Below are 26,632 nucleotides of genomic sequence, written 5' to 3' on the forward strand. Positions count from 1 at the left end.
ACGCTATAGAATGAGAGGAGAATAATTGATTTTCGGTAGGGTTCAAAAATTGATTCTCTTTAAATACCATTATCGTTCGATCTTAACGTCCTTAACTCTCCTTCAGAGAGGAGCTGAGTGTTCAACTCTATCATTAGGACTTGAACATCAATACGCGTACGTTTTCATTAACTCGAGTAAATAAAAATATCAAAACAAGGCGGAATGGACAAGTTTAAATTAGACCTGAACATCATATTCCATCATAGATCCGATACTCATAGAATTCGGTGAACCGAAGCACAGGAGGAAGATCGGAAAGACGATCATAGAGGAAGATCCGACGAGGCCCAACGTCGTGCAGATGAGGACGCGAATACTGCGCCCATCGGAATACGAAGCCCTTCGATCCGCAGCGTCGCCCAAATACCGCGTGGTCTTCGATGCTGCTCTATTGACGGGCATGCGTGTTGTTGAGCTTAGATTGTTTCTCAAGAATCCTGCATGGTTCGACGGTACCTTCATTCACCTGCCAAGGGTCGCAATCAAGAAAAGGAAGGCCACCATAAACCAGAGGTGGGTACACCTGTCCGCACGGGGGCGGGCGCTGATAGAAAACATACACCAGATACTGGGGACCTGGGAACTACCCTCCGAATCTGCGCTGCGCAGGTACCTGATTCGGTGTGCACGGCGGGCAGGGGTGGATCCTAGGGGATTGAACATGAAGATGTTCCGGAAGACCTGGGAGTCCTGGCTTATCGCATCCTATCCGGACAGGAAGGAGGAGGTATTCCTGAGCCAGGGGCACACCTCCCTGACGGCCCTCCAACACTATGTGAACTTACCGTTTACCGACGAGGATCGCATGAAAATGAAAGAATGGGTGGAGGGGTGGAGATGAGCATCGACGAGCGTACCATAGTCGCTGACGTGAAGAGTTATATCGATAGCCTCGACGGCTTCAGGGCCGAAGTGGAGGAGCACGCAGAGAAAATTAAAAGGATGGATCTTACCATATATTATGGAAGGAGGCTCATCTGCACTGCAGAATTTAAAAGGCCTACAACCATAGAAGGCAAGACACCGAGAAACTTCGATGTGGTCATGGACGCTTTCCTAAAGGCTAGCAACAAGAACCCGCCGCCTAGGTTCTTCGTCACATCGAACTTCAACGAGACAATATTGTGGGATAACAGCGATACGACGAAGCCGGTGATGGCCAGGGATGTATATACGATATACCTTGAGAGGAAGATAAACAACGATGAGGACTTTGAGGACGATGAAGTCAGGGAAGAGATAAAGAGGAAGATGCAGGGCCTTGTTTCTTACATAAAGGAGCTGTACGAAGGTACGAAGAAGGCCCATTACAAGCCGCTTGGCGAGAGCTTCATCCTTGGCCTTAACGCTCACCTTGAAAGCGCAGCATCCGTGATAAAGAGGCACGTCCCGGATAAGGTATTGCAGAAGTGGTGGAAGGACCAGGGATACGTACCGAAGGTCACCTTTGACGATTCGGATCGTGAGAAGATAGCGAAGTACAGCCTGTATGTGCTTGCGAACAAGGTCGTTTTCTATTATGTCCTGAGGCGTATGTTCCCGGCCATCCGGAAGATCGATGCCAATAAGGAGGGCATAGACGATCTAAAGGCGGAGCTGGGATTTATGCTTCAGCGCCGCGAAGAAGGTGTCAGGAGACTACGAAACCGTATTCGAGGAAAGCGAGGCTGACCTCATTCCGTTCCAGAACCAGGAGAACCTCGATTCAGTAAGGGCCCTCATAAGATTCCTGGAAGACTATGACTTTAGTGGCCTCACGCAGGATCTCCTCGGAAACATCTATGACAGGCTCATAAGCCCTGAGGAGAGGCATGCAAACGGCCAGTACTACACACCGATACCAGTGGTGGATCTGATCAACGCCCTCGCTATAAAGAGGAAGGATGCAAGGGTCATGGACCCGGCATGCGGTTCCGGGACCTTCCTGTCCAGGGCCTTCGATCTGAAGCTGAAACTGTACGGTAAGGACGACGAGGCCACAAGAGAAGCGATCATGGGGGACATTTTCGGGTGCGACATAGCAGCCTATCCAGCACACCTGGCAACTATCGCCCTGGCATCGAAGCTGCTGATGTACAACCCGTCCGTGTACCCGAATATACTGAGAAAGGACTTCCTGGATGTCAGGGCAACGAACGTAATACCGAAACTGCGGACGGAGTACGAAGGGAACGTGAAAAATCATACGATATCGCTTAATGGCGAAGAGAAGGTCGTATCGTTCAAGCCCATAGACGCCTTTGTCGGAAATTTACCGTACATAAGGCAGGAGGACATACCTAACAAGGATGAGGAGAGGAAGAAGGTAGCGGACTTCCTCAGCCAGAACGGCTATGCCGGTGCAGGCGAAGAATATCTTTACGCACCAGACAGGGGTGCCGATTTTCATGTCTATTTCTGGTACTACCTGCTTCCCTTTCTGAAAGAAGGTTCGATGGTCGGCTTCCTCACTTCCGATACGTGGATGAACGTTGAATACGGCGAGGGCTTCAAGAAGTTCCTGAACAGGTACTTCAAAATACGGTATATCATCGATTCCTCCGTAGAAAGGTGGTTCGAGGACGCTCTCGTAAATACGATCATAACTGTAATCGAGAGGACTGATAACAAGGAAGAGAGGGAAAACAATGAGATCAAATTCGTCAGGATAAACAGGCGGATATCGGAGATCATAAGGAATCTGGATGACGCTTTGCGCATAGCGGATGCGCTGGAAAAGGGAAAGGATGCGGACGGCGTAACGATAGTGAGAAAAGTCAGGCAGGGCGATATAGACTTCGACGATACGCTGAAAGGCAAACTTTTCCCCTATCTGAGAGGACCTGATGAGTTCTTCGAGATAGTGAACAATAGAAATATGGTGCCGATGGATAAGATAATAGATGTTAGATCCGGTATTAAAACTGGGGCAAATGAATTCTTCTACGTAACGGACGTTACTGATGAATACGGCGATGAAGATCTCAAGGAGCTCTTCGGCCTCCACAGGGGAGAGACAAAGAAGATAAGGGTCATAAAGGACGGCCTGGGCGCAGTCCATTTGATAGAAGCGGAATACCTGAGGCCGATACTGAAAAGCCCCAAGGAGTTCACACAACCAGGCAAACTTATATTCAATGATTCCACAAAGAAGTATGTAGTCCTCATAGAGGAAGAGGACAGGATGAAGATCAAGAAACATGCCCTCGAGTACATAGAGTACGGAGAAAGGAATCCCGCAGGAGAACCGTATTCGGAGAGGTCAACATGCAGGGCCAGAAAGCCCTGGTGGAAGCTCTCGCCGGTGGTTCAGCCGGATATTGCCATAACAGAGTATTTTTCCTCCAATTTTATATTTCCCAAGACTTCTTTTCTGTTGGATACCGCGCTTAATTTCGGAAAAATCCGAAACGAATATTTTGATGACCTTCTGAGCGTTTACTCGTTCCTAAACTCATCCCTGAGCTACCTATATGCGGATCTGTATGGAAGGAACTATGGGGGAGGCCCGGCAGGATTCGTGGTTTACGAGGTACAGAAACTTCCAGTACCGAGACCGGAGGCAATGAGACCATATTACCATGATTTGGAAGGCATAATGCACAGGATGGAGGAGAGGAAGATCGGGTCCGTTTTTGAAGAGATATGGGATATGAAGGGAGAATTCAGCCTTGATTCGGTAAAAAAGGACCGATTGGAACTTGATCGAACCATTCTGAAAGCTTTAGGTTTCGAAGACCCGGATAGATTCCTGAGATCTTATTATCCCAGTGTTGTCAGGATCGTAAAGGAAAGGCTGGAAAAGGCGAAGAGCGTTAAGACTTCTAATAGAAAGGAAAAGATCTCACTGTCTAAGGTTGCTGACGATATCATTGCGCGCATCAATGTCAAGAACTTCCCCCAGGACTATGTAAAAGATGTAGCGGACACATTGACCCTGAGGAAAGGGACGAAGATATCGCAGGGAAGGGATCTTGAAGGCAACTACGTGTCAATAGACGGAAAGAAGGAGTACTACGATACACCGGTCATGGCCAGGTACGTTTATTACTGCGCCCTGCGCGGCATGGATCGCATACAGGTGCCTGCGGATCTTGAGGCTGTGCTCAAGGAGTTCGAGGAGGATCTCGAATCCTGGAGGAAAAGCATTGAAACTGAGATAGAGAGCATAACGGACGACGAGAAATACAGGGCGAAACTGTTCGAGTTATGCGTAAAGAAGTTGAACTACCCCATGCTTGATAAACCCTCATGATGCGCAAGAGTTCAATTCAGGACTAGCTCTTGAATCAATAACAAAGCGAGCCATTACGGAATTATGCCATTAAGATCAGTATGCTTCACGATTCCCTAAAAGGGCATCCAGATGGATATCTTTACATATATGTAGGTCATAGGTAGGGCAGGCGATGGACACAAACAGAAAGGCTCCTCTTGAGATATGCGAAAAGATCCCGTTCTACCTATAAAATAATAAAAGGTGAGGGTAAAATGAAGGGCTATGAGACGGGGCTTGTTTTCATTGGAAACTTTTCCCCTGTCTTTTTAATTGCTTACATAGCATATTTGGGCTATACTGCAACATGGTGGCTTCTTCCTTTGGCATTCTCATTCATCTCTAATATCATTTGGATAAAGATCCTTAACGAGAAGATTGCCAGGGAAACCTTTCAAATTTTAGATGTGAGGGATATTGGCCTAGACGTGATTGCATACTTTCTTTCGTATTCGATCGCATTGCCAGCAATTTTGGTACTTCCTGCATCGAAGGGGCTAGCAATACTGGCAGTGATACTTTTAATCGTGTACGTAGTTTCAAATGGCAACAAGGTCATGCTCTTTAACCCATTCCTTTCTGCCTTTGGCTATCACGAGTATGAAGCAAAAACCAAGGCAGGCTCAACTATATACGTCATTTCGAAGGAACGCTTAGAAGAGAACAATTCGATAACCGTTTTGAAAATCAACCCATTTATTTACTATCATGAAAGGGTGCCAGACACCTCGGGAAAAGATGACTATTGACCCTTCATTTTAAAGTTCTGATACTCTTTAACGATGATTTTTTCTGATTTTCCGTCTGTCCTGAAGTGCGATCCGTATTTTCCTAGCAGTATTAGGTATATATCCCTTCCATTCAGGTTTTCACATATTAATCGCTCGTTTTCGTCGACGGCAAGCCTATTATCCGCAAAATATTCCTTGTTAAGCTCCTCTATGTAATTGGGCTCGATCTTAAAGCCACTCCTGTTGGCGGCAAAATAAAGGACATGGATAGCAGAAGGTGCCTTCCTCAGGTATTCATACAGCTTTTCCGGTTTATTCAGGATCTTGTTTATCGGATTATCCTGTGATTTTAGCCTTTCTATCATTTCTTTATTGGACATGCAGACGTGTGCGAAGTTAGCGGAATTGTATATGAAAACAGTGTCTTTTCCCCCTTGGTTTACGATTATGAAATCAGGCTCAGATATTGTAAGCACAATTATGTCTTCCTTGAATTTTTGCAATTTATTGCTCTTTGAGCCTACTAGGAGCGATTGTTTGAACTTTTTCCCTGTTGCGAGCTCTATAGTATGGATTCTCTTCACCATTTTTATTCCTTTAAATATTATGGCGTATCCGACTATGCTCTGCCTAACTTTCCTTGCCGACTCCCTGCTTCCGTCCGTAGCATAGTCTACTGCCTTCGAAAATTCAGGTATCAGCTTCTTCAGTTCAGCAGGAAAGTCTTCATCGTTCAAGATGCCTACGCTCCCGTCCGTGATCTGCTGTTCGAATCTATAATTGCGAATCACTTCGTCATTTCTATCCGCTACATCCTTTAATGTATTTTCCACCCTAGTGATCAGGTAGCTTTTTGCGCTATCATCTATGACAAGCTCCTTTGTGCTGTAAGAAACATGGGCTTGGCCGTTTTCATCTTGCTCCTTGTTCCGATAAATATAGCGGATTTTAAAATCAGCCGCCTCTGCCTTGTTAGCAATGTCTGCAATTTCCTGGATCTTTCTTTTATATTCCTCGCCATTCTCAGTCATTCTTCCCACCTTTGATGCGGACGCCAAGATATCCATCTATCCTTCTGATCGCCTGCGGCACCTCCTTCTCCTTTGCCGCATTACATCCCACTTATCTTCCTCTTTTCATTTCGTTGCTTTTAGTGATATAAATGCTCTCCATCACGCGGAATAGGCCCGGCGTTTCATCGCAAGAACTCGTTCTCTCTATATCCACGGTACCGTCGTAAAGGAAGGCTGGGGCCTTATATTCCTTTACAAGCTCATGCTGATCGTAGTTAATATGTATCGTGATTCCGGACAGTATCAATATATACCCTCTCTGGATGATAAACAGGGGCTTTGTGTCGCATGCCTCAATTACTGGTCTTTCACTGCCAATCCCACTCATCAAGATTATGTTGCCCGGTTCGAGCTTAAGGATCTCTATTCTTCCATCACCCTTTTTCCCGAGCTTATCCTTGATGTCCTGCTCTTCTCTTTTTTCATATGTTCTATTTTTTAAGAAGTCTATGAATCTCTTGACGCCATCAATAGTAGCAATGCCACCTCCAGCATAAGATAGGTATTTCAGAAATTCACTTATCAGATATGGGTCAAATGAGGTATATTTCCCTATATCCGAGAACTGGTTGTCATAATGTTCAAATAAATATCGAGCAAACTCGTCATTTATATCATTTGGTTTCATCATTCCAGCCTCGCCCCGCATTCCATGCAGAACTTCGCATTTTCAGGGTTCTCGTACCCGCACACGAGACACACCTTCGTCTTCCCTTTGTAATGGAGGATCATGTGCTGCACTTCCGGATAGGTCCAGGCCACTTCGACGTGCACGCAATCGAACGAATCGTCCTGTTCGCACCATAAACGGAAGTCTCCGAGGCCATTCCTCTTTATGTACACGTCGAATATCCTCGGCCTTCCCCCATTCCTGGGGATCTCCTCTATGCTCACATGGTCGTCGTATACGTTGACGTGATAGAGGAGCCGGAGCTCTTTTACTCTGTCTGCGGCCTCTTCCGTTACCTCTATCCTTGGCGGGTTCCCTAAGCCCTCTTGATCTTCCATCTTTGATTCTGCTATCTCCTGCGCCTTCTTGAGCTGTTGTGCAATTGCCTTACCCTTCTCTGTCAGCGAAATATAATATGTGTTTCTGCCAACAAATTCCTTTTTGACTGAAATAAGATCCTCGTTCTTCAGCTCATTGATTAATTTATCTATTAGAGTATTGGAATGGGTAACGGCCGTCAGATCGGTCTTGTGAACTGTCCCATGGTCCAATAAGAAAATCAGAATGCCGGGTACATATTTCTGGGAAAGAACCGGGACTTTGCTATCTACCATAATCACTATTGTAAGTTAAGATTATATATTACTTAATTGATTATCCCAACTTTCAATATAGTAAATAGAAATATTTATATTATCATTTGAACTTACACTATTGAAAGTTGGTAAAAATGATGACCATACAAAAGGTTTATTTGGACCCAAAAGGGGGAGGTCGGATCTATATTCCAGAAGAAATAATGGATAAGCTTGGATGGCAACATCATGAGCGGTTAGTTTTTCTACAGGAAAAGGACCAGCTTCGCATATTGCCGGAAGAACGCTAGCTTGAGGAGGCGAAGGCATGATCGAAATAGGCAGAGGCATCGAGGAAAGATCAGGTTCATACTTTCAACATCGAAGTACCCGAAGACAGTGCGTGACATCAGGTACAGGCTCAACAGGATCATGGGTTTGCCTCCCAGGGAAGAAGCGGTCAGCGGCCGCGTCCTGTCGGAATGGCTCCGTTCGCAGGAAGACATCGTAATAATCGAAAGGAACTCTAACGGGCTCGCAAGGTAAGCAACGAAGGCGCTCGCGGAAAAGATATTCGCTTCGCAGAACCAGAAGGCTTTCTTCGATTCCAACGGAATGCTCATCATTCCGGAAGGGGCAAGGCGGGAATTCGATTCGGTAAGGAGGAGGAAGGTGCATACTGGCGTCTTCGTGACCTGCCCCAGGTGCGGTTATACCTGGGAGAGGACGGTTCTTTTCTCGCGGTATGCAAGGTGCCCTGAATGCAGGAAGCACATCACGGTGGACCCGGTCATGGAGGTGAGGGCATGACAAAAAGGTGGGCTCCGGCGTTTGCTCCGTCGAGGGAAGACTTCGATCAATGGAAAAATGGGAAGATGAAGACGCTGACAGTGCATATCGATGCTTGGGGCAAGGCATACTGCGATCCTTCGATGTCCCTGTCCGCGTACCGCTTCATAGGCGAGCCCTTGCGCCCGGACGTCATTGTATGCTCGGCATGCAGGGAAAAGCTCGCAATTACGCTGAATACAGATAAGGTGGAGGTGAAAGAATGAGCGAGATGGACGACTTCGAGAGATGGCTCATCGACGACCAGAGATTTTCCCCTTCCACCGTGAAGGCAACCCTCCGCAAGCTGGAATACGTCGCCAATAATGCCGGACTCTCCGAAGATGCCATCAAATCCTTCGTCCGATCCGTATGGCAGAACAAGGGGAATAAAACGGCGAACGAGTACATCAAGGTCATCAACAGGTGGCTGAAGTTCCGCGGCCTTCGTCAGATGAAGTACTTCCGAGAGTACGGAACGGAGTTCAGGATCCGCATCTGCTCTCCGGACGAGAAGAGGCGCTTGCTCGATGCTGCTTCACGATCCGGCCCTAGGGAAAAGGCCATGTTCTACCTCCTCTTCGGCACAGGCATCCGGCTGGGCGAGGCCTGTTCGCTGAAGGTCCAGGACATCCATGAGGACACGATCACGGTCACGGGCAAGGGCCGGAAGACCAGGGAAGTTTACCTACCGCCGGAAGCAAGGGAAGCACTCCTGGACTATATCGAGAAGGCCAGGGCCCAGCCGTCCGACCGTGGGGACCTGAACTACGTCTTCACGACCAAGGCGGGGCGCCGGATGTCGTACGACTATTTCCGGAAGATCTGCTCGGACGTGGCCAGGGCAGCGGGCGTGAAGTTCCACCCGCACATGGCCAGGCACACATACGCTACGGAACTCATTCGCGCTGGGATATCCGTCGTTTATGTGTCCCAGCTCCTCGGCCATGAGGATCTTGAATCAACCTCTATATACCTTCATCCCAGTCAATACGACGCCATAGAGCAGGCCAGATCCGTGGATCTGTTCAGGGTTCAAAAAGACCAGGGTCTGCACGGTATGGACCGGAGGGGATTTGAACCCCTGGCCTCTTCCATGCCAAGGAAGCGATCTACCTCTGATCTACCGGCCCTGTAGACCTGATTTCATTCGCACCTATAAATCTTCCCACCTTTCGGCAACCCTGCAGCAACCAGCGTGGGAAAACTTTAATCCTGGCGCCCGCTGGACTCAGGGCAGATGGAGCTCCAGGAGAGCGGACTTCTCACCACTTACACAGTTTACGACAACTACAGGGTCGACATAGTGAGGGAAGGCAACGGCATATTCTATGTCCTGAACGGCCCGGAATACAGCGCTGAGGAGAGGAGGTGCATATCGGAAGTCAGGAAGCGTTACACGGCCTTCCTGCGCTCCTCAAGCGGCATGGAGGACGGGAGGAAGGTAATAGATGACCTGATAATGGGAGTTGCAGCGAATGGGCGCATCAGGCCGCAGCTGGTGAGGCAGAGGCTCCTTATGGAGTTTTTCGAGTACGGCGACATAACGCCTATCTTCCATGACCCTAATGTTGAGGACATCTCCTGCAATGGTCCAGGGAGGCACGTGTACGTTTACCACAGCTCCTATGGTTCCCTGAAGACGAACTTGGTACTCTCCCAGGAACAGGTAGACTCGCTTGTAATCAGGTTCGCCACCCTCTCCGGCTCAGATGTCTCCATGAGGAGGCCCATCCTCGACGGTGTGACACATGGCGGTCACAGGGTGCAGGCCATATACGGGAGGGAGATCTCACCGCTGGGCTCCTGCTTCACTGTTCGTGTTTTCAGGGAGAGGCCACTCACCCCTGTAGACCTGATGCAGAGAGGTACTGTGAGCGAGGACATCCTGGTATACCTCTGGTACATGGTGCAGATGGGCAGGTCGGCCGTGATAGCAGGTCCACCCGCTTCCGGAAAGACAACGCTCCTCAACTCCATCCTCATGTTCGTGCCGGAGAACACCAAGGTCTTCTCCATCGAGGAATCCAGAGAGATAAGGATAGAGCACCCGGACTGGGTGCCTTCGGTCGTCAGGCGCACCGGCCTCGTGTCTGATGCAGGCGTGAGACAGTACGAGCTCTTCGACCTGGTGAAGATAGCCATGAGGCAGAGGCCCACCTACATAGTGCTGGGGGAGATAAGGGGCCGGGAGAGCTATGCAATATTCCAGGCCATGAGTACCGGCCACACCTCTTACACAACTATACACGCGGAGAGCATGGAGAACCTTGTCCACAGGCTCGAGGGTGAGCCGCACAGGATACCCAGGGCGATGATGCTCTCCATGGACACCGTGGTCTTCGTTAACTTCTCCGGGAACAGGAGGGTAGTGACCTCAATATATGAGACCGTGGACATAGACCCATCAGATTCTTCGCTGATAGTTAACAGGGTCTTCTCGCTCGACAAGCAAAGCGGTAGACACGTCTTTCACGGGAGGAGCGTGCTCTACAGGGTTGTGGAGGAGAAACTGGGCAGGGAAAGGTTTGCGGGCGACATGGAGAGGAAGAGGCAGGTGTTAAGGGAAGCCTTCTCTTCAGGCGTCAGCGACTACAGGCGCTTCATGGAGATGGTCAGGAATGCCAGCACCAGCTGAGAGGTTGCAGCCTGCGTCCAGCGTCCTCAAGCCCTTCCTGTCCAGGCTCGTAAACATGGATGCCTACCAGAGGAAGCTGGACAGCGCGAGGATCAGGATGAGCGCCACGGACTACCTGTCCCTGGCGTTCATCGCGGTCTCATCGGTCACCGCAGTGGCCTTCGCCTTGGCGTTCCTCATATCGTCGAGGGTGCCAAGGCTGTCGTTCCTTTCGTATTCCATAGCATTCCTGGCGTTCGCTGTGACTCTCGCCCTCATCTCCGAGTATCCGGAGAGCGCCAGGAGGTCTTACGGTAGGGCCCTTGACGCCGAGCTCGTCTATGCCTCGAGCTATGCGCAGGCACTTTCGATAGCAGGCACGCCCATCATGGGCATAGTGGAGAGGCTTGCCTCCGAGGAGACGGTCAGGCACGTGGCCAGGGAGTGCTCCCTCATCCTCTCCATGGCGAGGCTGGGGGGCAGGGACATAGTGTCTGCCATAAGGGCAGTGGCCAGGGATACGCCCGGCAAAAGGTTCGGGGACTTCCTCCAGGGCATAGTGAACACGGTGGTCTCTGGAGGCTCACTGGGCGATTACTTCAACTACAGGGCCAGGGAGTACCAGGAGGAGCTGGGCACAAGGAACAGGGTCAATATCGAATCTCTCGGTGTCCTCACCGAGAGCTACATAACCGTGGGCATAGCGTTCCCGATAATACTGCTCATAATGGTCGGGATAGTCGCCGCACTATCGCCGTCGCCAAGCCCTCTGCTCATAAGGGGCCTCTACGCCACATCCGCCATAATAATACCTGCGGTCAGTGCAGTCTTCGCCTACCTGATATACCAGACGTCCAGGGAGGTGTCCTCTTGAGCACTGGCATGCCTGTGCCATATGTGTCCTCAATTATTATCTCCACGGCTCTGGTGGCATACGGCTACACGATGATGGTGCGCAACAGGAGGAGAAGGGAGGCAGAGCGTATGTTGCCTGACTTCCTGAGGGACCTCTCCGACTACCTGTCATTCGGGTTGCCGATGGCAGATGCCCTGAGAAACCTGTCGGAGAGCAACTACGGGCCACTAAGCGGGAACCTCGCCACTGTGAACCGCTTGGTAGCAGGTGGCACGCCAGTGTCCAGGGCCATCCTCTCACTCTCCAGGGGCCTGGGGTCCGTGCAGGTCGAGAGGGTATCGTCCCTGATCTCCGTTGCGGCCGATGCGGGTGGCAGCTCCCCGCAGGTCATAAGGTCTGTGGCAGATTTCGCGCAGAGGCTACAGGCGGTGGCGAACAACCGCTCTGCGGAGATGAAGAACTACCTCCTGATAATGGCAGTTGCAACAGCGGTGTTCATCTTCGTGATCGTGATCATGGAGGTGCGTTTCCTGGACGCCATAAGCGCGTTCTCCCTGTCCAGCGGTACGCTCCTCCATGGCTTCGGGTACCATGCCATATCATCTGCCTTCAACCTGGGCCTCCTCGTCAGCTCAGCATTTTCAGGCTTCATATCTGGCCTCATAGTGGAGGACAGGCCGGGCGCCGCACTCTTCTACTCCGGCCTCTTCCTCCTCGCCTCCTCCCTTGTGCTCCTGGCGGTGGTGCTCGCATGACATGCACTCTGGACAGGGAAGGAAACCGGTACATAATGAGGTGCGCAAGGAAGCGTTACAGCGAGGAAGTGAGGCGCAGGGCTGAGGAGGTCATCTCTTCGCTGGACATAACGGCGTCCAACGATACCAAGATCCTGGAAGCCGCCAGGAAGGTCGCAGCCGGTATGGAGAAAGAAATCCTCGAATACATAAGAGACAACGTCCTGGGCCTGGGACCACTGGCACCCCTAATGTCTGTGCCGGAGGTGGAGGACATCTCCGTGGTCTCCTTCAGGGAGCCTGTATTCGTTTACCACAGGGACCTCGGTTACATACCCACGGACATTACCTTCCAGTCCGAGGTGGAGCTGGCGGAGTTCATCAAGAGCATAGTGGAGCGCTCGGGTAAGCAGATATCCATATCTGACCCTGTTGTCGATGTATCTCTCCCCGACGGCTCCAGGCTCCAGGCAACCCTGGGAACATCAGTGACCTCTGAGGGGCCGAGCCTGGCCATAAGGAAGTTCAGGAAGGACCCTGTGACCCCACTGGACATAATAAGGCAGGAAGGGGCCAGCAGCGACCTCATGGCCTACCTCTGGCTCCTCGTCTCAAGGGGTGCGAACATCCTGGTCTGCGGTGGGACTGGCACCGGCAAGACCACGTTCCTGAACGCCCTCATGTCGTTCATACCGGAGAACCTTAGGGTCATCACGATAGAGGAGACCAGGGAGATCGAGTACCCGGGGGAGAACGTGCTCCCCCTCGTTACAAGGCAGGGCATAGGCAGGGACACAGAGGTGGACGCATACAGTCTCCTCTCCATAGCGCTGAGGCACAGGCCCAACTACATAGTCCTGGGCGAGGTGAGAGGGGAGGAGGCGTTCTCGCTCTTCCAGGCCATGTCGGCCGGGCGTTATGTAATGGCCACATTCCATGCGGGCTCCATCAGCACAGTGGTGCACAGGCTTGAGGCCAGGCCTCTCTCGATACCCAGGAACATGCTCACAGCGCTGCACTGCATCGTCCTCCTCTCCTCGGAGCTGGGCCATGGGGGCACCAGGAGGTTCGTCTCATCCGTTTACGAGGTCATGGGCCTGGACAGGGACACAGGCGAGCTCCTGGTCAACAGGGCTTTCTCCAGGGAAAATGGCACTTATTCCTTCTCAAGGGCATCATACGCGCTCCGCAGGCTTGCGGATGCCACCGGTACCACTGAACCTGAACTCATGGCGGATATGAAGAGGAGGAGCCAGTTCCTCTCATCCCTGCAGGCGGGGAACATGAGGGAGTTCATGGCCAAGGTCTCCTCATTCCTCTGACTTGTCCCCCGGCTTTGCCTCTGCCATGCCGAAGAGCCTGTGCGAGATCACCGGCACGTATACTGTCTGTACGACTATGGATATGAGGACAACGAAAGCAGTCATGACCGAGATCAGGGGCCCCCACTTCAGCAGGAGCGGGTTGGCGTCAACAAGGCCTATTGCGTAGGGCAGGGTGGAGAGGACAACGGAGACGACGCCCCTGGGGCCCACCAGTGACATGAAGGTGACCACCTTCCTGTCTATCCTCCTTGGCATCCACTTGGCCCTGGTGGGGAGCGTTGAGACATAGACTGATATGGGCCTCACCACGAGCATCACGGCCAGCGAGATCGCTATGCCGTAGGGGATGTAGGCCCTGAGGTCCGCCCTGGTTACCACGCTGCCCAGGAGTATGAATATCACCGCCTGCGCCAGGAAGGAGAGGTTCTCCTGGAAGTTCGACTCCCTGTTCCAGAATATGCTCTTGTCAGAGAAGTTGCCAACTATGGCCCCCGTAGCTATTATCGCAGGGAACGGTGTTATTCCGGATGCCTCCAGCACGGTAAATTCCAGCAGGACCGTCCCGAGGAGGAGCGCAACCAGGAGGTTCTCGAAGTTGAGCAGCCTGTTAAGGTAGAGCACAGAGAAGCCGACAACGATGCCTATTATGGAGGGCACGGTTATCTGTATGAGCAGGTAGATCACGGAGGCCAGCGGTATGCCCACCCTGGAGGATATGCTGGTGAAGAAGGAGACGTAGCTGGATGTGGGTGCCACCATGGCGACCGCTATGGTGAAGAGTATTATGCTCAGCGGGTCGTTGAATATGCTCTCCCCAACCAGGGTGCCGGAGACGTCCTCCTTTATCCTTATCCTCTTGAAAAGGGGGATCAGTGTGGCAGGGTCTGTGGGCGATATTATGGCACCGAACATGAAGCCTATGGAGAAAGGTGCCCTGAACATGAGGGAGAATATTGCCCCGCCGACGAGTGCCGTGACCACCAGGCCGAGCGTATCGAGGGACACTATGTTCCAGAAGTGCCTCCTTATGACCCTGAAGTTTATGTTGTGGCTCTCGTAGTATAGGATTATGACAATGCCCAGTATGCCTATTCCCACGGAGCCGAACTCGGTCATGAAGTATATGGCGAAGCTGTGGTGTATTATGCCCAGGAACGGGCCGAAGATTAGGCCCATTAATATCAGTATGGGTATGTCGGCAACCGCTATCTTCCTGGATATCGGTATAGAGAAGGCGGCCAGGATAAGCACGAGGCTTATCTGGTAGTACTGGCTGGCGAAGGAAGATAGCATTGCCCTTACCAATCACAGCCTCATTATATTTAATTTGCACAGTGCTTTCGTCCCATTTCCTTCACTGCAGCGACCTCGGCATCTCCCTCTTGTGCTTGGTCTCCTCGTACATCGCCCTTATCCTCCTGTGCTCCTCTGTCAGCGTCCCGATCCTCAGGTCAAAGAGGTCTTCCAGTATCCTGTCCAGCCTGTCGTAGGTTATGCCCAGTTCGTCCTCATCCGTCTGGCCCTCCCACAGGCCCGCTGTGGGCTTCTTCTCTATTATCCTCCTGGGCACCCCGAGGTACGAGGCCATCTCCCTCACCTGGTGCTTGTAGAGGTGCATTATCGGCTCAATATCGCACGCGCCATCCCCGTACTTTGTGTAATAGCCAGTCAGGTACTCCGTCCTGTTCGTTGTGCCGACTACAATGCCGCCGTCGGTGTTCGCATAGTAATAGAGGACAACCATCCTGACCCTGGACTTTATGTTCCCTATCGCCCTCCTGTCTGTTGCCCCGAGGGTGTCCACGAACGCTGAGACCATGGGCTCTATGGAGACCTTCCTGTATGTGCCCTTCTGCGAGTTCGCCAGTTCCATTACGTCTTCCTCATCACTGGCGGGCGTCCTGGCGTCGGGGAGGAAGAGGCCAATGACCCTCTCCGGCCCCAGGGCCCTGATGCAGAGCGAATACACAACGGAACTGTCTATGCCGCCGCTCAGGCCCACGATTGCCTTCCTGCTGCCAGCACTCTTCCTGATGAAGTCAACGATCCTCTGTGCCTCCTGGGAGGGCTCAGGCATAAGGCGTCAGTGAATACTGGTATAGAAAACTTCACAGCTGCCCCGTGGACAGGTAGACGGCGTTCCATATGAGCATGGCGGTAGTGACCTGGCCCACCCCACCGGGCACTGGCGTGATGGCGGCCACGTGCCCGTTCAGCGAACTGTAGTCCGCGTCCCCCACGAGCTTCCCGCCCACAACAGAGGTGCCCACATCGATGACCGTGGACCCCTCCCTGACGTCGTCCCTGGTGAGGAAACCCGGCCTGCCCACTGCAACGACCACGACGTCCGCAGATGCGGTGAACCGCCTCAGCTCCCTGGTCCTGCTGTGGCACACCGTCACTGTATGGTCCCTTGCGGTCAGCATCAGGGCCAGTGGCTTGCCGACCACCGTTGACCTGTTGACAATGCATATGTCCGCAGGGCCCTTGAGGTGCGCGTCGAGGAACCTGCACACCGCAGATGCGGTTGCCGGCCCTGGCCCCCTCCCGTTGTAGAAGAGCGTGCCAAGGCTCGCGGGGTTCATGAAGTCCGCGTCCTTCTCCACAGGTATCAGCGATCCTGCCTCCATGCTGGTTATGCCGTGGGGGAGTGGGGTCTGCACTATGACCGCAGTGTTCGAGCTGTCAGAGGCGGCCCTTTCTATTATGCCAAGGGCCTCATCCCTTCCCTGCACGTTGCGCTTCACGTATTCCGTCTCCAGGCCAATGCCCCTGGCCTTGCTCACAAGGCTCCTTGAGTACCTCTCTGCCTCTGGCGAACCGGTCACATCGATTATGCAGAGCCTTGCCCTGTGCCTGGAGTTTGCCAGCATGGCCCTTGCCTCTGCCAGCACCTGTGCTGACAGGGCCGAACCAAGGAGAAGCTCGGTGTGCAACCTCACCACTTTATCACGGACTTGATCTCCTCGGCGGGCTTTCTGCTGAATATATCGGTCTCCTCGGGGGAGTATACGCCGGTTATCATGGAAGCGAAGGCCTTGCCGTAGACGTAGCGCCACTTCCTGATGTACTCAAGGGCCTGGTAATAGTGCACCTGTGCTGCGTCCACAGAGCCCGCTATGGTGATGTTCCTCTCCACTATGTAGTCTATGTCACTCCCGTCCAGAGGTGCACCAGGCGCCTTCCCGTTGGTGCCGAATAGGATCAGGACGCCGTTGTAGTTCATCTTCCTCATGAAGCGGAATATGGTCTCCGGGTGCCCGCTTGTGTCTATCAGGAGGTCTATGCCCCCCTGAGTGACCTGGTCGAAGTCCTTCGAGTAGTCGTGGAACTCTATGCCTGCAGCGTCGGCTAGGGAGAGCTTCCTCTCGTCTATCGGGTGCCTGTTCAGGATCACGGTCTCGAAGCCATACTCCCTGCACATGAGGGCGTACAGGAATGCCTCGGAGCCTGTCCCTATGACGAAGGCCCTCTTGTCAGTGAGAGTGGAGTGCCTGTTGTGGAATATGGCCCTCTTAGAGACGACACTGAAGACCTCAAAGGCCTTCATCACGTTCTTCGTAGGCTCAGTAAGGACTGCCACGTCCAGTATGGATGGGTCCTTAACCTTAACGAGGTAGTCGGAGTGGTCGTAGAAGTACTCACGCATGAAGCCGTGCATGCCCGTTATGCCGGCCTCGTGTTTGTTGCCGTCGGAGCAGTTGTCCTGCCTCCCGGCCAGGCAGTTCACGCAGTCCCCGGGCCTTCTCACCACCGGCACCACATAGTCCCCTGGCCTGATGTGGTACGGGTTCTCTCCTATATCGATCACCTTGCACACGCTCTCATGGCCCAGCACAAGGCTGGAGTAGCCCTGCGGGTTGTAGGCGAACTGAAGCGAGCCAGACACAATGCCCCTATCGGTACCGCATATGCCAGTGTAAACTGGCTCCAGCTTGGCGTTCGCACCTTCCTCATCCCTTATGTCGATCTTCCCGTACCTCACGCCACCCTTCGGAGCGTCTGTGAGGATCGCGTTTACCTGCGCCATGGCCTCACCATCGCTCCGCAGGATAAAAAGGGTCGCAGTCAGAGCTGGTGTCCCAGCCTCTCCCTCTTGGTTGTCAGGTAGAACTCATCGTAGGGCGTGGGCGTGCTCTTCACAGGTATCCTGCCCGTGACCCTTATGCCGTGTTCGAGGAGGAAGTCCATCTTGGCCGGGTTGTTCGTCATGACCTTCACAGACTTTACGTTGAAGTACTTGAGGACCTCCACCGCGAAGGTGTAGTCCCTCTTGTCCACGGGCAGGCCAAGCATGAGGTTCGCCTCCACCGTATCGTAGCCCTGGTCCTGGAGGCTGTAGGCCCTTATCTTGTTCAGGAGGCCGATCCCCCTGCCCTCCTGCCTGAGGTATATGAGCATCCCGTACTCCTGCTTGCCAAGGTAAACGAGAGACCTTATGAGCTGGTCGCGGCAGTCACACCTCCTTGAGCCGAAGACGTCGCCAGTGAGGCACTCCGAGTGTATCCTCAGGGGCACGTCCTCCTTCCCCGTGACGTCCCCCTTCACCAGGACTGCATGGTCCTGGTGTTCATCGTTCTCGAAGGTGTATATGTCGAACATGCCTGCCATGGTTGGCAGCTTTGCCTTTGCGTAGAGCTTGATCATCCGATCCCCCTTGTTATTTACTTTTTGTATAGAAATGATTCCATTCCAGCGATCATGTAAAGAGAAATTTGACAAAATGGAAGCCTGCGGGTCATGGGATCTCCACGGCGGCAAACGGACCGGAGCCATCCTTGAAGATGTAGGCCGTGCCTTCGCCCCTGATCTCCCTCTCGATCCTCATCTTCTCGCTGTAGTTCTCCCCGGGGCTGGAGCTGAAGCGCACGAAGACCCTGCCGATGTTGTTCTCCCTCAGCCTCTCCACCATGTCGGAGCTGCCGGATATCCTCATGTAGGCCTTCCCTGGAAATCCACTGTATTCGGTGTCGGAGGTCAGGACGAGCCTCCTGGGGCCACTCTCAAGCACTCGCATGTCACTAATGCCAGGCACTGTGTGGAGGAGCCTGGCGTGAACAACAGCAGGGTCAGGGACGTAGACATACCTCCCTGCTTCCCTGATGGCTTCCAGCCCCACCTCTCCGGGATCACCCCTGATCACCCTTCCCTGCGGCAGCATCACTGCACTGCTCCCTGACAGGGCAAGGCTACCGGTGTAGAGGGTAAGGCGGTTCAGCTCCCCGTCCACAGATATGTACTCCTTCTCCCCATCTACGGGTATGTTATCCCACCTCATCTGCGGCGGCAGGTCAAAGGCATAGTCCCTCTGCCCGAAGAAGTCCATGAGGGCAAGGGGTGAGGGGAGGAGTGTGCCCATTGTCCTCACACCCTCCTCCCTTGGCCTCAGGGGGTCAGAGAACACCACGTCTGCCTCGATCCTCCCGGGGTCGAGGGAAGCGTAGTCGGAATGGACAACATCCACCTTCGCCCTGTAGGCCAGGGAGTTGAGGAGTGCCAGCGTGTACCTGAGAGGGTCTTTTTCGACCGCAGTGACCCTGCAGTGGCCCAGTGAGAAGAATATGGCCTGCATCCCTGCGCCACAGCCTATGTCCGCTATGCTCTTCCCCTGCAGCCTCCTGCCCCTGTACATGCCGGGCAGTTCCGGGGTGGAGAAAGAAGATGAGTACTCATCCAGGTAGACCCTGTCCCACCTCGTGAACCTCTTCCTTGCCGAGATCCTTCCACGGGCCAGCTGGAAGAGCAGGCCGAAGTGCCTGTGCTTTACCTGCCTCTCTATCTGCTCCCTCTGGTGGCCCTCGTCGATCATGCGCACTATATCATTTATCAGCGCATCCGTGCTCTCCCTCTTGCCATCATCGTTCACCAGTGACATGAGGAACCTGAGCTCGGCCTGGGTTGATGCCGTTCGCATTTCGCCCTGGTAATGCGTGTGAAAATATTATTATTGAGAGCACGCTGGTACTCCGGGCAATGGACACACGGAGGGACGACAGGGCAGTATCGGAGATAATAGGCACGATACTGGTCATAGCAATCGCTGTGAGCGTTGCAACCTCCGTCCTCGCCTGGTACCTGCCAACACAGGCAGCATCGAACGACTACAGGTACCAGGGTGCCCTCGTCCAGTCGTTCCTCTCAATGGACAGCGGCGTGGCTGGGGGTCTGGTGGAAGGCGAGCAGCTATCGTTCCCTGTGGCGCAGGGGATAGCTGGAATACCTCCATTCTCCGGCCCGGAACCGACCAGCATCTCCATCCTTAACAGTTCCCCGGTGGAGAGCGTCTCCCTGTCCATACTGGTCGACTTCACCTACCTCTCGAACTCCACCTCCTCGCACGCCTACCTTAACCTCTCGATAGCTGGGAGCGGGTCTCTGGCCTCAGGGTATTACACGGACGGGGCCCAGCCACTCTTCGTGTACCTGGAGGATACCTCCGTCGTCCTAGATTACATTGGCGGGTCAGTCTATTGCAGGGGTGTCTCTCCCGTATCGGCCTCTTCTTCCAACCTCTCCGTCTCGATGATATCCTATGTGGGCCGGGACACAGCATACTCCTCGGACACGGAGAGCGATGTCGTCATGACCGTGGAGAACACCACGCAGTTATCGCTTGAGAGTGGCTCCATAACCACCATTGACGGGACCGCTGTAGAGATAGGGAGGATCGATATGCTGTCGCTCAACTACACGATCACATCGCCAGCGGCTTCAGCTCTCAACAGCATGATGCAGCAGTACTTCAACAGCACAGCCTTTCAGGACTCCTCTGCTTCATGGCACCTGGGTGCCCTTGCAACAGTCACACTCTCCGGTGATACCATACACATTGAGGGAATTTCCGGCTCACTCCTAAAAGGCCTCCAGTTCAGGGCCTCAACCCTGTATGTTGTCTCCCTATGATCCATGCTGGTGCCAGTGAGCCCTCCATGCTGCTGTGCAGCCTTCCACAGGTGATACTCATGGCGGATGCTCTCCTGCCGGGTGAAGGCTGTACAGGGCACCGGGACATCCTGCTGTATGCGAAATAATATCCCTGTGCACAAATAATTAATAATGGAATGCATGCGATGCCATGGACTGGAGACAGAAGGCCGCAGGCCTCCTGATAGGCATATTCGTGGGGCAGTTCCTCCTCTTCATGATCGTTGCAGAGGCGCTCTACCCAGGTTACAGCGTGTCACATAACTACATAAGCGACCTGGGGGTGGGCAGGACAGCACCGGTTTTCAACACGTCGATCATACTGCTCGGCCTGGCACTCATAGCCGCGTCTGTCCTGATGGACAGCCAGCCCCTCCCGTTCAGGGTCCTGATAGCCCTCTCCGGCATTGGCGCCGCCGGCGTGGGCATATTCCCAGAGACCACGGGCATACCGCACACCATATTTTCCCTGATAGTTTTCCTGTTCGCCTCCCTGGCACCCCTTGCGCTCCTGCGTGCCGGGAGGAGGCCGGCGGTCTTCCTTTGGACCGCCTTCGGCCTTGTTGGCTTGATAGCCCTCGTGCTTTACGTGACCGGCCACTTCCTGGGCCTGGGCCATGGTGGGATGGAGAGGCTAATAGTGTACCCTAACATGGTCTGGGCCCTCTCGTTCTCGGGCCAGGTAGTGAATGATAAATAGTGAATGCTATATAAAATACATCAATGCTTAAATATTGGACATCAATGTACAGGAAGTATGATCACATCACAGACACAGGACATCATCCCCGAGAAGTGGTACAACATAGTCCCGGACCTTCCAGAGCCACTTGCGCCCCCAATTGACAACAGCAGCGACAGGTCTTCCATTGAGCTGCTCAACAGCCTCCTGCCCAGGGAGGTGCTGAGGCAGGAGTTCACATTTAACAGGTACGAGAGGATACCTGACGAGGTAAGGGAGATATACGCGCAGATAGGCAGGCCCACGCCCCTCTTCAGGGCCCGGCGGCTGGAGGACTTCCTGGGCTACAGGGGCAAGATATTCGTGAAGTTTGAGGGTGCCACTGCAACAGGCTCGCACAAGATAAACACTGCGGTGGCACAGGCCTACTACGCCGGTAAAGAGGGCATAGAGGAGGTCGTCACAGAGACCGGTGCGGGCCAGTGGGGCACAGCCACTGCCCTGGCTGCAACCATGAACGGAATAAGGAGCACGGTCTTCATGGTGAAGGTGAGCTACGAGCAGAAGCCGCTCAGGAAAAAGATCATGTCCCTGTACGGTGCCAGGGTGTATGCCAGCCCGTCCACCGAGACACCTTTCGGAAGGTCGGTCCTGGAGAAGGAGCCAGGGCACCCAGGCTCGCTGGGGATAGCCATAAGCGAGGCCACTGAGTACGCCCTGGAGCACGGCATAAGGTACCTGGTCGGCAGTGTCATGAACGCTGTCCTCACCCACCAGAGCGTCATAGGGCTGGAGACGCAGAAGCAGCTCGAGCTGATGGGCGAGGAGGCCAACGTCCTCATAGGCTGTGTGGGCGGTGGCAGCAACTTCGGGGGCTTCACATATCCCTTCATAGGTCAGGGCAAGGAGGTGGAGGCGATTGCGTCCACGGCGGAGGAGGTGCCCAAGCTCTCCAGGGGAGAGTTCAGGTACGACAGGATGGACACGGCTGGCGTCCTGCCGTCGGTGAAGATGTACTCCCTTGGCGCTGATTTTGTCCCCAAGAAGATATACGCGGGGGGCCTCCGCTACCACGGTGCCTCACCGTCCCTCTCAGTGCTTGTTAAGAACGGGATCGTGAGGCCAGAGGAGGTCGGCGAGGCAGAGGTCATCGAGGCGCTGCAGGTCTTCGCGAGGACGCAGGGCATAGTGGCTGCGCCGGAGTCCGGGCACGCCATAGCGTCGCTCATACGGTACTGCAGGGCCCACAGGGAGGAGAGAAAGAACATTGTGGTGAATGTGAGCGGCCACGGCCTCCTGGACCTCTCCATATTCGACAGGGTGGGAATATGAGGAAACTGATCCTCTACCTCACCTTCAACTACCCATCGCCAGACACCTTCACAAGGTTCCTGGATGAGGTCTCCAGGCTCCCGGTGGACTACGTGGAGCTCGGCCTGCCTACCCAGAACCCTGTCTATGATGGCCCAGCGATCAGGCAGACACACAGCGGCACCAGGAGGCCCAGTGCGGAGGAGATGTCACGGGCTGTGAAGAAGCTCCACGGTGCTGGCATAAGGACATACTTCCTGCAGTACTTCCGGGACATAGAGGGGCAGAGGGACACATTCCTCACCACTGTAAACGCCTCGGGTGCTGACGGCATACTGCTCCCTGACCTGCTTATCGATTTCTTTCAGGGGGCCGAGGGGCACATACACGCTGTGCACAGCCACGGCCTTGACTTCGTGCCCTTCTTCAACCCGGCGATGCCTGACAGGACGATCTCGAGGTTCTCTTCCATAACGCGCTCGTGGGCCTACTGCGGCCTGATACCATCGACCGGGATAAACGTGCCCTATGACCAGGGGGCTGTGGTGGAGAGGATGCTGTCGCTCCTCAGGGGCAGGGAGGTCAACTTCGGCTTCGGGCTCAGGAGCCTGGAAGACGTGAGGAAGCTCGTTTCAGGGAGGGATGTTGGGGTGGCTATAGGCACAGCCCTCATCCCATACGTGAGGGAGGGCGACTTGGAAGGCTTCAGGAAGTTCGTCACTGAACTGAGGGGTGTTCTCTGTGATTCCTGAGATGGAGAACCTGGTATCAGGCAGCGTCCTCGGGAGGGAAGAGGCCAGGAACCTCATGCTCTACCTGGCTTCCGAGAGGTCAAGCGATGCGGAGAGGGCTGCATTCCTGGCGGCCCTGAAGGTCAGGGGCGAGAGGCCGCAGGAGGTGGAGGGCTTCGTGGACGCGCTCAGGTCCTTGGCGTCCATGGGCCGTATTTCAGGGGTCACGGACATAGTTGGTACGGGCGGTGATGGCAAGAACACCATAAACGTGAGCACCGCTGCGGCAATAGTGTGCGCTTCCATGGGTATAAGGGTTGCCAAGCACGGCAACTACGGTATAACCGGGACTCACGGGAGCGCCGACTTCGTGAGGTTCCTGGGCTTCAGGACAGATTTCAGCGCAGCCGAGGCGGAGAGCATACTCGAGGCCTCAGGGTTCCTCTACATCCTGGCACCCCTACACAACAGGAGCTTTGGCCGGTTCTCCAGGGTGAGGAAGGAACTGGGCTTCAGGAGCGTCTTCAACTACCTGGGGCCCCTGACAAACCCTGCCGACCCGGACAGGATCGTGGCCGGTGCGTCCACAGAGCACGCGTACGAGATGTTCGTGCAGGTGCTTTCCGCCAGGGGTAAGGACGCAGCAGTGGTGATGTCCGAGGACGGCATGGACGAGGTCTCTCCCTTCGGGGCCACGAGGATAACCTTCACGGGCCGCCTCAGGGGGACCATGCACCTCGAACCCCTTTCGGTCACCGGCTTCAGGCCCAGGGAGGAGGAGTGCATAGAGAAGGACCCTGAAGCCTCTTTCTACAAGGCCCTGGGCGGCCTCCTGGGAACCAACAGGGATGCCCAGGCCTTCATAGCGCTTAACTGTGCCCCCGCCCTCATGATAAACGGCCTCTATTCGGGTTTCAGCGAGGCGTACGGTGCCGCCATGAGGCATATCTCATCCGGATCGGTCAGGAGTTACCTGGAGGGGAGGCTGGGTGTCAGGCTCGCAGAGCTGCAGAGGGCGTGAGACCCTGTTCAAGGTGTGCGGCATCACCAACGTGGACGATGCTGTGATGGCAGCAGGGGCCGGAGCGGACATGGTCGGCGTCATAATGGACAAGAAAGTGGTGAGGCACGGCGACAGGAGGACTGTGGAGGAGATAGCGTCCATGGGCATCCCGGTTGTCACGGTGCACACGTCCATGCCCGCCAGTGTAGGTTCGGAGAGGTACGTGCAGCTGCACTTCCCCCACGGCGCCAGGGAGGTGGAGGAAGCGAGGTCGATGGGTGTCGGGGTGATATCCGTGGTGAACTCAGGTACGCTGGGGGATATGCTCTCAAGGTACAGTGAGTGCAGGGAGGCAGGCTCTGAGATAGTGCTCGTGGAGGACAGGTCCGGCATAGCAAGGAGGACGGACATCCTGGAGGCATTTTCAGGCCTTCCAGGCGTCGGTTTCGCAGGCAACGTGTCCTCTGCTGACCTGGAAACGCTCATGCGCTTCAGGCCCCGCCTGATCGACCTGAGCAGGTCACTGGAGGCAGAGCCGGGAAAGAAGGACGCCAGGAAGGTGGAGGAGTTCTTCAGGGAGGTGAGGAGGCTTGCCCCTCTACACTGACCTCGAATCGCTCGCCAGCGGATACCGCTCCTTCATGTATATATGCAGGTTCGATGCCGAGAGGGTCAGGGGAGAGGAGAGCCTCTTCCTCTCCTCGAGGGAACCACTATCACTAGAGGGCGGGTCACTGCATGCCCTGGACGAGGTTGACGGTGAGACGCCGGTTGTGGTCAGCTATGACTTCGTGTCCGAGGCGTACCCATCGCTGAGGTTCAGGAGGAGTGGCTGGCCCCAGGTCATGCTCATGGAACCTGATGAGGTAATGCATGGAAACTTTGTGAGGGAGAGGCCCCCCTCCAGGAGGTACCCTGCAAGGGTGGAGGTGGATACTGGCCTCATGTCCTCAATATCGGAGGCGGTGGAGAGGATCAGGGCAGGAGAGCTCCTGCAGGTTGTGCTCTCCCGCCGCATATACCTGGGCCAGGTTGACCCGTTCTCAACACTCTCAAGGTACATGGAGGGTGACCGCTCCCTCTACGTCTACATGTACAGTGATGGGAAGAGGCTCATACTGGGCAGCTCCCCTGAGAAGGTGGTCACGAGGTCAGGCAGGGAACTCGTGATTAACCCGATAGCAGGTACGAGGCGCAGGGGGAGGAACATGGAGGAAGACCTGGCGCTGGAGGAGGAGCTGAGGAGGGACGAGAAGGAGCTGCTGGAGCACAGGATGCTTGTGGACCTGGCAAGGAACGACCTCGGCAAGGTCTCAATCCCGGGCTCCGTGAGGGTCACATCGTCCATGGAGGTGCATAGGTACGCCAGTGTCCAGCACCTTGTGAGCACAGTCGTAGGGAGGATGCGGGAGGGCATTGGCAACCTCGATGTCCTCAGGGCAGTGTTCCCGGCCGGAACGGTCTCTGGTGCACCCAAGGAGAGGGCCATGGAGCTCATCGACCTCTACGAGGCTTACCCGAGGGGCGCCTACTCTGGGGCCATAGGCACGGTCTCCAGGGACAGGATGGACCTTGCCCTGCTGATAAGGACGATCTTCAGGGACGAGACAGGCACCTATGTCCAGGCCGGCGCGGGAATAGTGAAGGACTCCAGGCCCGAGAGGGAAATGGAGGAGATGAGCGAGAAGATAGGCACGATTATGGGGGGTGTCATAGCTGAGGGTCTTAGTGGTGGACAACCATGATTCGTTCGTCTACAACCTCGTGCAGCTCATAGAAGAGCAGGGCGCGGACGTGAGGGTGATATACAATGACATGGTAACGCCGAAGTCCGCACTCTCCTTCGACAGGGTCGTCATATCCCCTGGCCCCGGCACGCCCCTTGTCGCCAGGGACAGGGGCCACCTGCTTGAGATGCTGGAGAACGACCCGGTTAAGACCCTGGGGGTGTGCTTCGGACACCAGGTCATCGGGTATTTCTTGGGCTCCAGGGTGATCAGGGCAGGGAAGCTCATGCACGGACAGGTGGACGGCATACTGAACAGTGGGGGTGGCGTCCTGAGGGGGCTTCCGCAGAGGTTCGTGGCCATAAGGTACCACTCACTGGCCATAGAGCCGTCTGACAGGGTCGTTGTGGATGCTGTGGCGGAGAGTGATGGCACGGTCATGGCGTTCCACTCCACTGATGGGAGGTTCATGGGGGTGCAGTTCCACCCTGAGAGCTACTATTCCGAGCACGGTTCCGATATAATAAGGAACTTCCTGGGTGACTGAC

At 54.5% G+C, this 26,632-nt stretch carries 28 protein-coding genes, 1 tRNA gene and 1 pseudogene; 20 read left to right on the forward strand and 10 right to left on the reverse strand.

Features of this window, described 5'->3' with window-relative positions; genetic code table 11:
* Positions 1-337: 337 nt before the first annotated feature.
* From IEW66_RS04350 to IEW66_RS04365, 4 genes are all read left to right on the forward strand, one after another.
* On the forward strand, positions 338-883 hold the full coding sequence (locus tag IEW66_RS04350; protein WP_229657489.1) for a site-specific integrase: 546 nt from the start codon (positions 338-340) through the stop codon (positions 881-883).
* The gene (locus tag IEW66_RS04355) at positions 880-1,713 is read left to right on the forward strand and encodes a hypothetical protein (RefSeq protein WP_188680608.1); all 834 of its coding nucleotides are present in this window, start codon (positions 880-882) and stop codon (positions 1,711-1,713) included. Before IEW66_RS04350 ends, IEW66_RS04355 begins: the two co-directional genes overlap by 4 nt.
* Positions 1,670-4,276, forward strand: coding sequence for an N-6 DNA methylase (locus IEW66_RS04360; RefSeq protein ID WP_188680611.1), 2,607 nt, complete (start codon positions 1,670-1,672; stop codon positions 4,274-4,276). Before IEW66_RS04355 ends, IEW66_RS04360 begins: the two co-directional genes overlap by 44 nt.
* Positions 4,277-4,512: 236 nt before the next feature.
* A complete protein-coding gene (locus IEW66_RS04365) occupies positions 4,513-5,046 on the forward strand; it encodes a hypothetical protein (RefSeq protein ID WP_188680613.1) in 534 nt (177 codons plus the stop codon).
* Here IEW66_RS04365 and IEW66_RS04370 read toward each other — a convergent pair.
* The 3 genes from IEW66_RS04370 to IEW66_RS04380 form a co-directional block, all read right to left on the reverse strand.
* Positions 5,040-6,059: a hypothetical protein gene (locus IEW66_RS04370; RefSeq protein ID WP_188680615.1), complete on the reverse strand. Its 1,020-nt coding sequence runs from the start codon at positions 6,057-6,059 to the stop codon at positions 5,040-5,042. The two genes, IEW66_RS04365 and IEW66_RS04370, sit on opposite strands and share 7 nt — an antisense overlap.
* A gap of 91 nt (positions 6,060-6,150) precedes the next feature.
* Positions 6,151-6,750, reverse strand: a complete 600-nt coding sequence (locus IEW66_RS04375; RefSeq protein WP_188680617.1) for a hypothetical protein — start codon at positions 6,748-6,750, stop codon at positions 6,151-6,153.
* Positions 6,729-7,385 (reverse strand): zinc-ribbon domain-containing protein, encoded by a 657-nt coding sequence (locus tag IEW66_RS04380; RefSeq protein WP_188680619.1) that lies wholly within the window; start codon positions 7,383-7,385, stop codon positions 6,729-6,731. The genes IEW66_RS04375 and IEW66_RS04380 overlap by 22 nt, the downstream gene beginning before the upstream one ends.
* Before the next feature lie 273 nt (positions 7,386-7,658).
* Between IEW66_RS04380 and IEW66_RS04385 the strand changes: the two genes are divergently transcribed.
* The 4 genes and pseudogenes from IEW66_RS04385 to IEW66_RS08765 form a co-directional block, all read left to right on the forward strand.
* Positions 7,659-7,892, forward strand: coding sequence for a hypothetical protein (locus IEW66_RS04385; RefSeq protein WP_075056324.1), 234 nt, complete (start codon positions 7,659-7,661; stop codon positions 7,890-7,892).
* 69 nt (positions 7,893-7,961) lie between these two features.
* Positions 7,962-8,156, forward strand: a complete 195-nt coding sequence (locus tag IEW66_RS04390) for a hypothetical protein (protein WP_075056325.1) — start codon at positions 7,962-7,964, stop codon at positions 8,154-8,156.
* Positions 8,153-8,401 (forward strand): hypothetical protein, encoded by a 249-nt coding sequence (locus IEW66_RS04395; protein WP_188680621.1) that lies wholly within the window; start codon positions 8,153-8,155, stop codon positions 8,399-8,401. Before IEW66_RS04390 ends, IEW66_RS04395 begins: the two co-directional genes overlap by 4 nt.
* 338 nt (positions 8,402-8,739) lie before the next feature.
* Positions 8,740-9,102, forward strand: a pseudogene (locus IEW66_RS08765) (tyrosine-type recombinase/integrase); the annotation flags it as partial.
* Between the two features lie 133 nt (positions 9,103-9,235).
* Here IEW66_RS08765 and IEW66_RS04405 read toward each other — a convergent pair.
* A tRNA-Ala gene (locus IEW66_RS04405) sits at positions 9,236-9,307 on the reverse strand.
* A gap of 107 nt (positions 9,308-9,414) precedes the next feature.
* Between IEW66_RS04405 and IEW66_RS04410 the strand changes: the two genes are divergently transcribed.
* The 4 genes from IEW66_RS04410 to IEW66_RS04425 are packed head-to-tail and all read left to right on the forward strand — an operon-like array spanning position 9,415 to position 13,703.
* Entirely contained in the window at positions 9,415-10,812 is a 1,398-nt protein-coding gene (locus IEW66_RS04410; RefSeq protein ID WP_188680623.1) for a type II/IV secretion system ATPase subunit, read from the forward strand.
* On the forward strand, positions 10,796-11,665 hold the full coding sequence (locus tag IEW66_RS04415; RefSeq protein ID WP_188680625.1) for a type II secretion system F family protein: 870 nt from the start codon (positions 10,796-10,798) through the stop codon (positions 11,663-11,665). The genes IEW66_RS04410 and IEW66_RS04415 overlap by 17 nt, the downstream gene beginning before the upstream one ends.
* On the forward strand, positions 11,662-12,402 hold the full coding sequence (locus IEW66_RS04420; RefSeq protein WP_188680627.1) for a type II secretion system F family protein: 741 nt from the start codon (positions 11,662-11,664) through the stop codon (positions 12,400-12,402). The genes IEW66_RS04415 and IEW66_RS04420 overlap by 4 nt, the downstream gene beginning before the upstream one ends.
* Positions 12,399-13,703: a type II/IV secretion system ATPase subunit gene (locus IEW66_RS04425; RefSeq protein WP_188680629.1), complete on the forward strand. Its 1,305-nt coding sequence runs from the start codon at positions 12,399-12,401 to the stop codon at positions 13,701-13,703. Before IEW66_RS04420 ends, IEW66_RS04425 begins: the two co-directional genes overlap by 4 nt.
* Here IEW66_RS04425 and IEW66_RS04430 read toward each other — a convergent pair.
* The 6 genes from IEW66_RS04430 to IEW66_RS04455 all read right to left on the reverse strand — a co-directional run bounded on the left by IEW66_RS04430 (position 13,692) and on the right by IEW66_RS04455 (position 19,620).
* A complete protein-coding gene (locus IEW66_RS04430; RefSeq protein ID WP_188680631.1) occupies positions 13,692-14,999 on the reverse strand; it encodes a cation:proton antiporter in 1,308 nt (435 codons plus the stop codon). The two genes, IEW66_RS04425 and IEW66_RS04430, sit on opposite strands and share 12 nt — an antisense overlap.
* 61 nt (positions 15,000-15,060) lie before the next feature.
* Positions 15,061-15,783 carry an NAD+ synthase gene (locus IEW66_RS04435; RefSeq protein WP_188680633.1) on the reverse strand — a complete coding sequence of 241 codons (723 nt, stop codon included), beginning with the start codon at positions 15,781-15,783 and terminating at the stop codon, positions 15,061-15,063.
* A gap of 31 nt (positions 15,784-15,814) precedes the next feature.
* Positions 15,815-16,642: a bifunctional 5,10-methylenetetrahydrofolate dehydrogenase/5,10-methenyltetrahydrofolate cyclohydrolase gene (locus tag IEW66_RS04440; RefSeq protein ID WP_188680635.1), complete on the reverse strand. Its 828-nt coding sequence runs from the start codon at positions 16,640-16,642 to the stop codon at positions 15,815-15,817.
* Between the two features lie 2 nt (positions 16,643-16,644).
* Entirely contained in the window at positions 16,645-17,736 is a 1,092-nt protein-coding gene (locus IEW66_RS04445; protein WP_188680637.1) for a glucose 1-dehydrogenase, read from the reverse strand.
* A 38-nt stretch (positions 17,737-17,774) separates the two neighbouring features.
* Entirely contained in the window at positions 17,775-18,353 is a 579-nt protein-coding gene (gene ribA / locus IEW66_RS04450) for a GTP cyclohydrolase II (RefSeq protein ID WP_188680639.1), read from the reverse strand.
* A gap of 91 nt (positions 18,354-18,444) precedes the next feature.
* On the reverse strand, positions 18,445-19,620 hold the full coding sequence (locus IEW66_RS04455; RefSeq protein ID WP_188680640.1) for a class I SAM-dependent methyltransferase: 1,176 nt from the start codon (positions 19,618-19,620) through the stop codon (positions 18,445-18,447).
* A gap of 59 nt (positions 19,621-19,679) precedes the next feature.
* On the opposite strand from IEW66_RS04455, the gene IEW66_RS04460 reads away from it, so the two are divergent.
* The 8 genes from IEW66_RS04460 to IEW66_RS04495 all read left to right on the forward strand — a co-directional run bounded on the left by IEW66_RS04460 (position 19,680) and on the right by IEW66_RS04495 (position 26,631).
* A complete protein-coding gene (locus IEW66_RS04460) occupies positions 19,680-20,609 on the forward strand; it encodes an archaellin/type IV pilin N-terminal domain-containing protein (protein ID WP_188680642.1) in 930 nt (309 codons plus the stop codon).
* Positions 20,610-20,781: 172 nt separating this feature from the next.
* Positions 20,782-21,330: a DUF998 domain-containing protein gene (locus IEW66_RS04465; RefSeq protein ID WP_188680644.1), complete on the forward strand. Its 549-nt coding sequence runs from the start codon at positions 20,782-20,784 to the stop codon at positions 21,328-21,330.
* A 57-nt stretch (positions 21,331-21,387) separates the two neighbouring features.
* Positions 21,388-22,644, forward strand: a complete 1,257-nt coding sequence (locus tag IEW66_RS04470; RefSeq protein WP_188680646.1) for a TrpB-like pyridoxal phosphate-dependent enzyme — start codon at positions 21,388-21,390, stop codon at positions 22,642-22,644.
* On the forward strand, positions 22,641-23,375 hold the full coding sequence (locus IEW66_RS04475; RefSeq protein WP_188680648.1) for a tryptophan synthase subunit alpha: 735 nt from the start codon (positions 22,641-22,643) through the stop codon (positions 23,373-23,375). Before IEW66_RS04470 ends, IEW66_RS04475 begins: the two co-directional genes overlap by 4 nt.
* Positions 23,365-24,375 (forward strand): anthranilate phosphoribosyltransferase, encoded by a 1,011-nt coding sequence (trpD, locus tag IEW66_RS04480; protein ID WP_194446412.1) that lies wholly within the window; start codon positions 23,365-23,367, stop codon positions 24,373-24,375. The genes IEW66_RS04475 and trpD overlap by 11 nt, the downstream gene beginning before the upstream one ends.
* Entirely contained in the window at positions 24,344-24,964 is a 621-nt protein-coding gene (gene trpF, locus IEW66_RS04485) for a phosphoribosylanthranilate isomerase (RefSeq protein ID WP_188680653.1), read from the forward strand. Before trpD ends, trpF begins: the two co-directional genes overlap by 32 nt.
* Complete coding sequence (locus tag IEW66_RS04490) at positions 24,948-26,102, forward strand: anthranilate synthase component I family protein (protein WP_188680654.1); 1,155 nt, start codon at positions 24,948-24,950, stop codon at positions 26,100-26,102. The genes trpF and IEW66_RS04490 overlap by 17 nt, the downstream gene beginning before the upstream one ends.
* Positions 26,089-26,631, forward strand: coding sequence for an anthranilate synthase component II (locus tag IEW66_RS04495; RefSeq protein ID WP_229657490.1), 543 nt, complete (start codon positions 26,089-26,091; stop codon positions 26,629-26,631). Before IEW66_RS04490 ends, IEW66_RS04495 begins: the two co-directional genes overlap by 14 nt.
* Position 26,632 lies beyond the last annotated feature (1 nt).

The sequence above is a fragment of the Thermogymnomonas acidicola genome (assembly GCF_014646795.1).
GTDB classification, from domain to species: domain Archaea; phylum Thermoplasmatota; class Thermoplasmata; order Thermoplasmatales; family Thermoplasmataceae; genus Thermogymnomonas; species Thermogymnomonas acidicola.

Coding starts and splice junctions, on each gene's coding strand:
- ribA (WP_188680639.1), bottom strand. CDS start 18,353: ATGATCAAGCTCTACGCAAAGGCAAAGCTGCCAACCATGGCAGGCATG.
- IEW66_RS04380 (WP_188680619.1), bottom strand. CDS start 7,385: ATGGTAGATAGCAAAGTCCCGGTTCTTTCCCAGAAATATGTACCCGGC.
- IEW66_RS04375 (WP_188680617.1), bottom strand. CDS start 6,750: ATGCGGGGCGAGGCTGGAATGATGAAACCAAATGATATAAATGACGAG.
- IEW66_RS04465 (WP_188680644.1), top strand. CDS start 20,782: ATGGACTGGAGACAGAAGGCCGCAGGCCTCCTGATAGGCATATTCGTG.
- IEW66_RS04470 (WP_188680646.1), top strand. CDS start 21,388: ATGATCACATCACAGACACAGGACATCATCCCCGAGAAGTGGTACAAC.
- IEW66_RS04435 (WP_188680633.1), bottom strand. CDS start 15,783: ATGCCTGAGCCCTCCCAGGAGGCACAGAGGATCGTTGACTTCATCAGG.
- IEW66_RS04455 (WP_188680640.1), bottom strand. CDS start 19,620: ATGCGAACGGCATCAACCCAGGCCGAGCTCAGGTTCCTCATGTCACTG.
- IEW66_RS04410 (WP_188680623.1), top strand. CDS start 9,415: ATGGAGCTCCAGGAGAGCGGACTTCTCACCACTTACACAGTTTACGAC.
- IEW66_RS04355 (WP_188680608.1), top strand. CDS start 880: ATGAGCATCGACGAGCGTACCATAGTCGCTGACGTGAAGAGTTATATC.
- IEW66_RS04390 (WP_075056325.1), top strand. CDS start 7,962: ATGCTCATCATTCCGGAAGGGGCAAGGCGGGAATTCGATTCGGTAAGG.
- IEW66_RS04475 (WP_188680648.1), top strand. CDS start 22,641: ATGAGGAAACTGATCCTCTACCTCACCTTCAACTACCCATCGCCAGAC.
- IEW66_RS04415 (WP_188680625.1), top strand. CDS start 10,796: ATGCCAGCACCAGCTGAGAGGTTGCAGCCTGCGTCCAGCGTCCTCAAG.
- IEW66_RS04365 (WP_188680613.1), top strand. CDS start 4,513: ATGAAGGGCTATGAGACGGGGCTTGTTTTCATTGGAAACTTTTCCCCT.
- IEW66_RS04460 (WP_188680642.1), top strand. CDS start 19,680: ATGGACACACGGAGGGACGACAGGGCAGTATCGGAGATAATAGGCACG.
- IEW66_RS04395 (WP_188680621.1), top strand. CDS start 8,153: ATGACAAAAAGGTGGGCTCCGGCGTTTGCTCCGTCGAGGGAAGACTTC.
- IEW66_RS04425 (WP_188680629.1), top strand. CDS start 12,399: ATGACATGCACTCTGGACAGGGAAGGAAACCGGTACATAATGAGGTGC.
- IEW66_RS04430 (WP_188680631.1), bottom strand. CDS start 14,999: ATGCTATCTTCCTTCGCCAGCCAGTACTACCAGATAAGCCTCGTGCTT.
- IEW66_RS04445 (WP_188680637.1), bottom strand. CDS start 17,736: ATGGCGCAGGTAAACGCGATCCTCACAGACGCTCCGAAGGGTGGCGTG.
- IEW66_RS04370 (WP_188680615.1), bottom strand. CDS start 6,059: ATGACTGAGAATGGCGAGGAATATAAAAGAAAGATCCAGGAAATTGCA.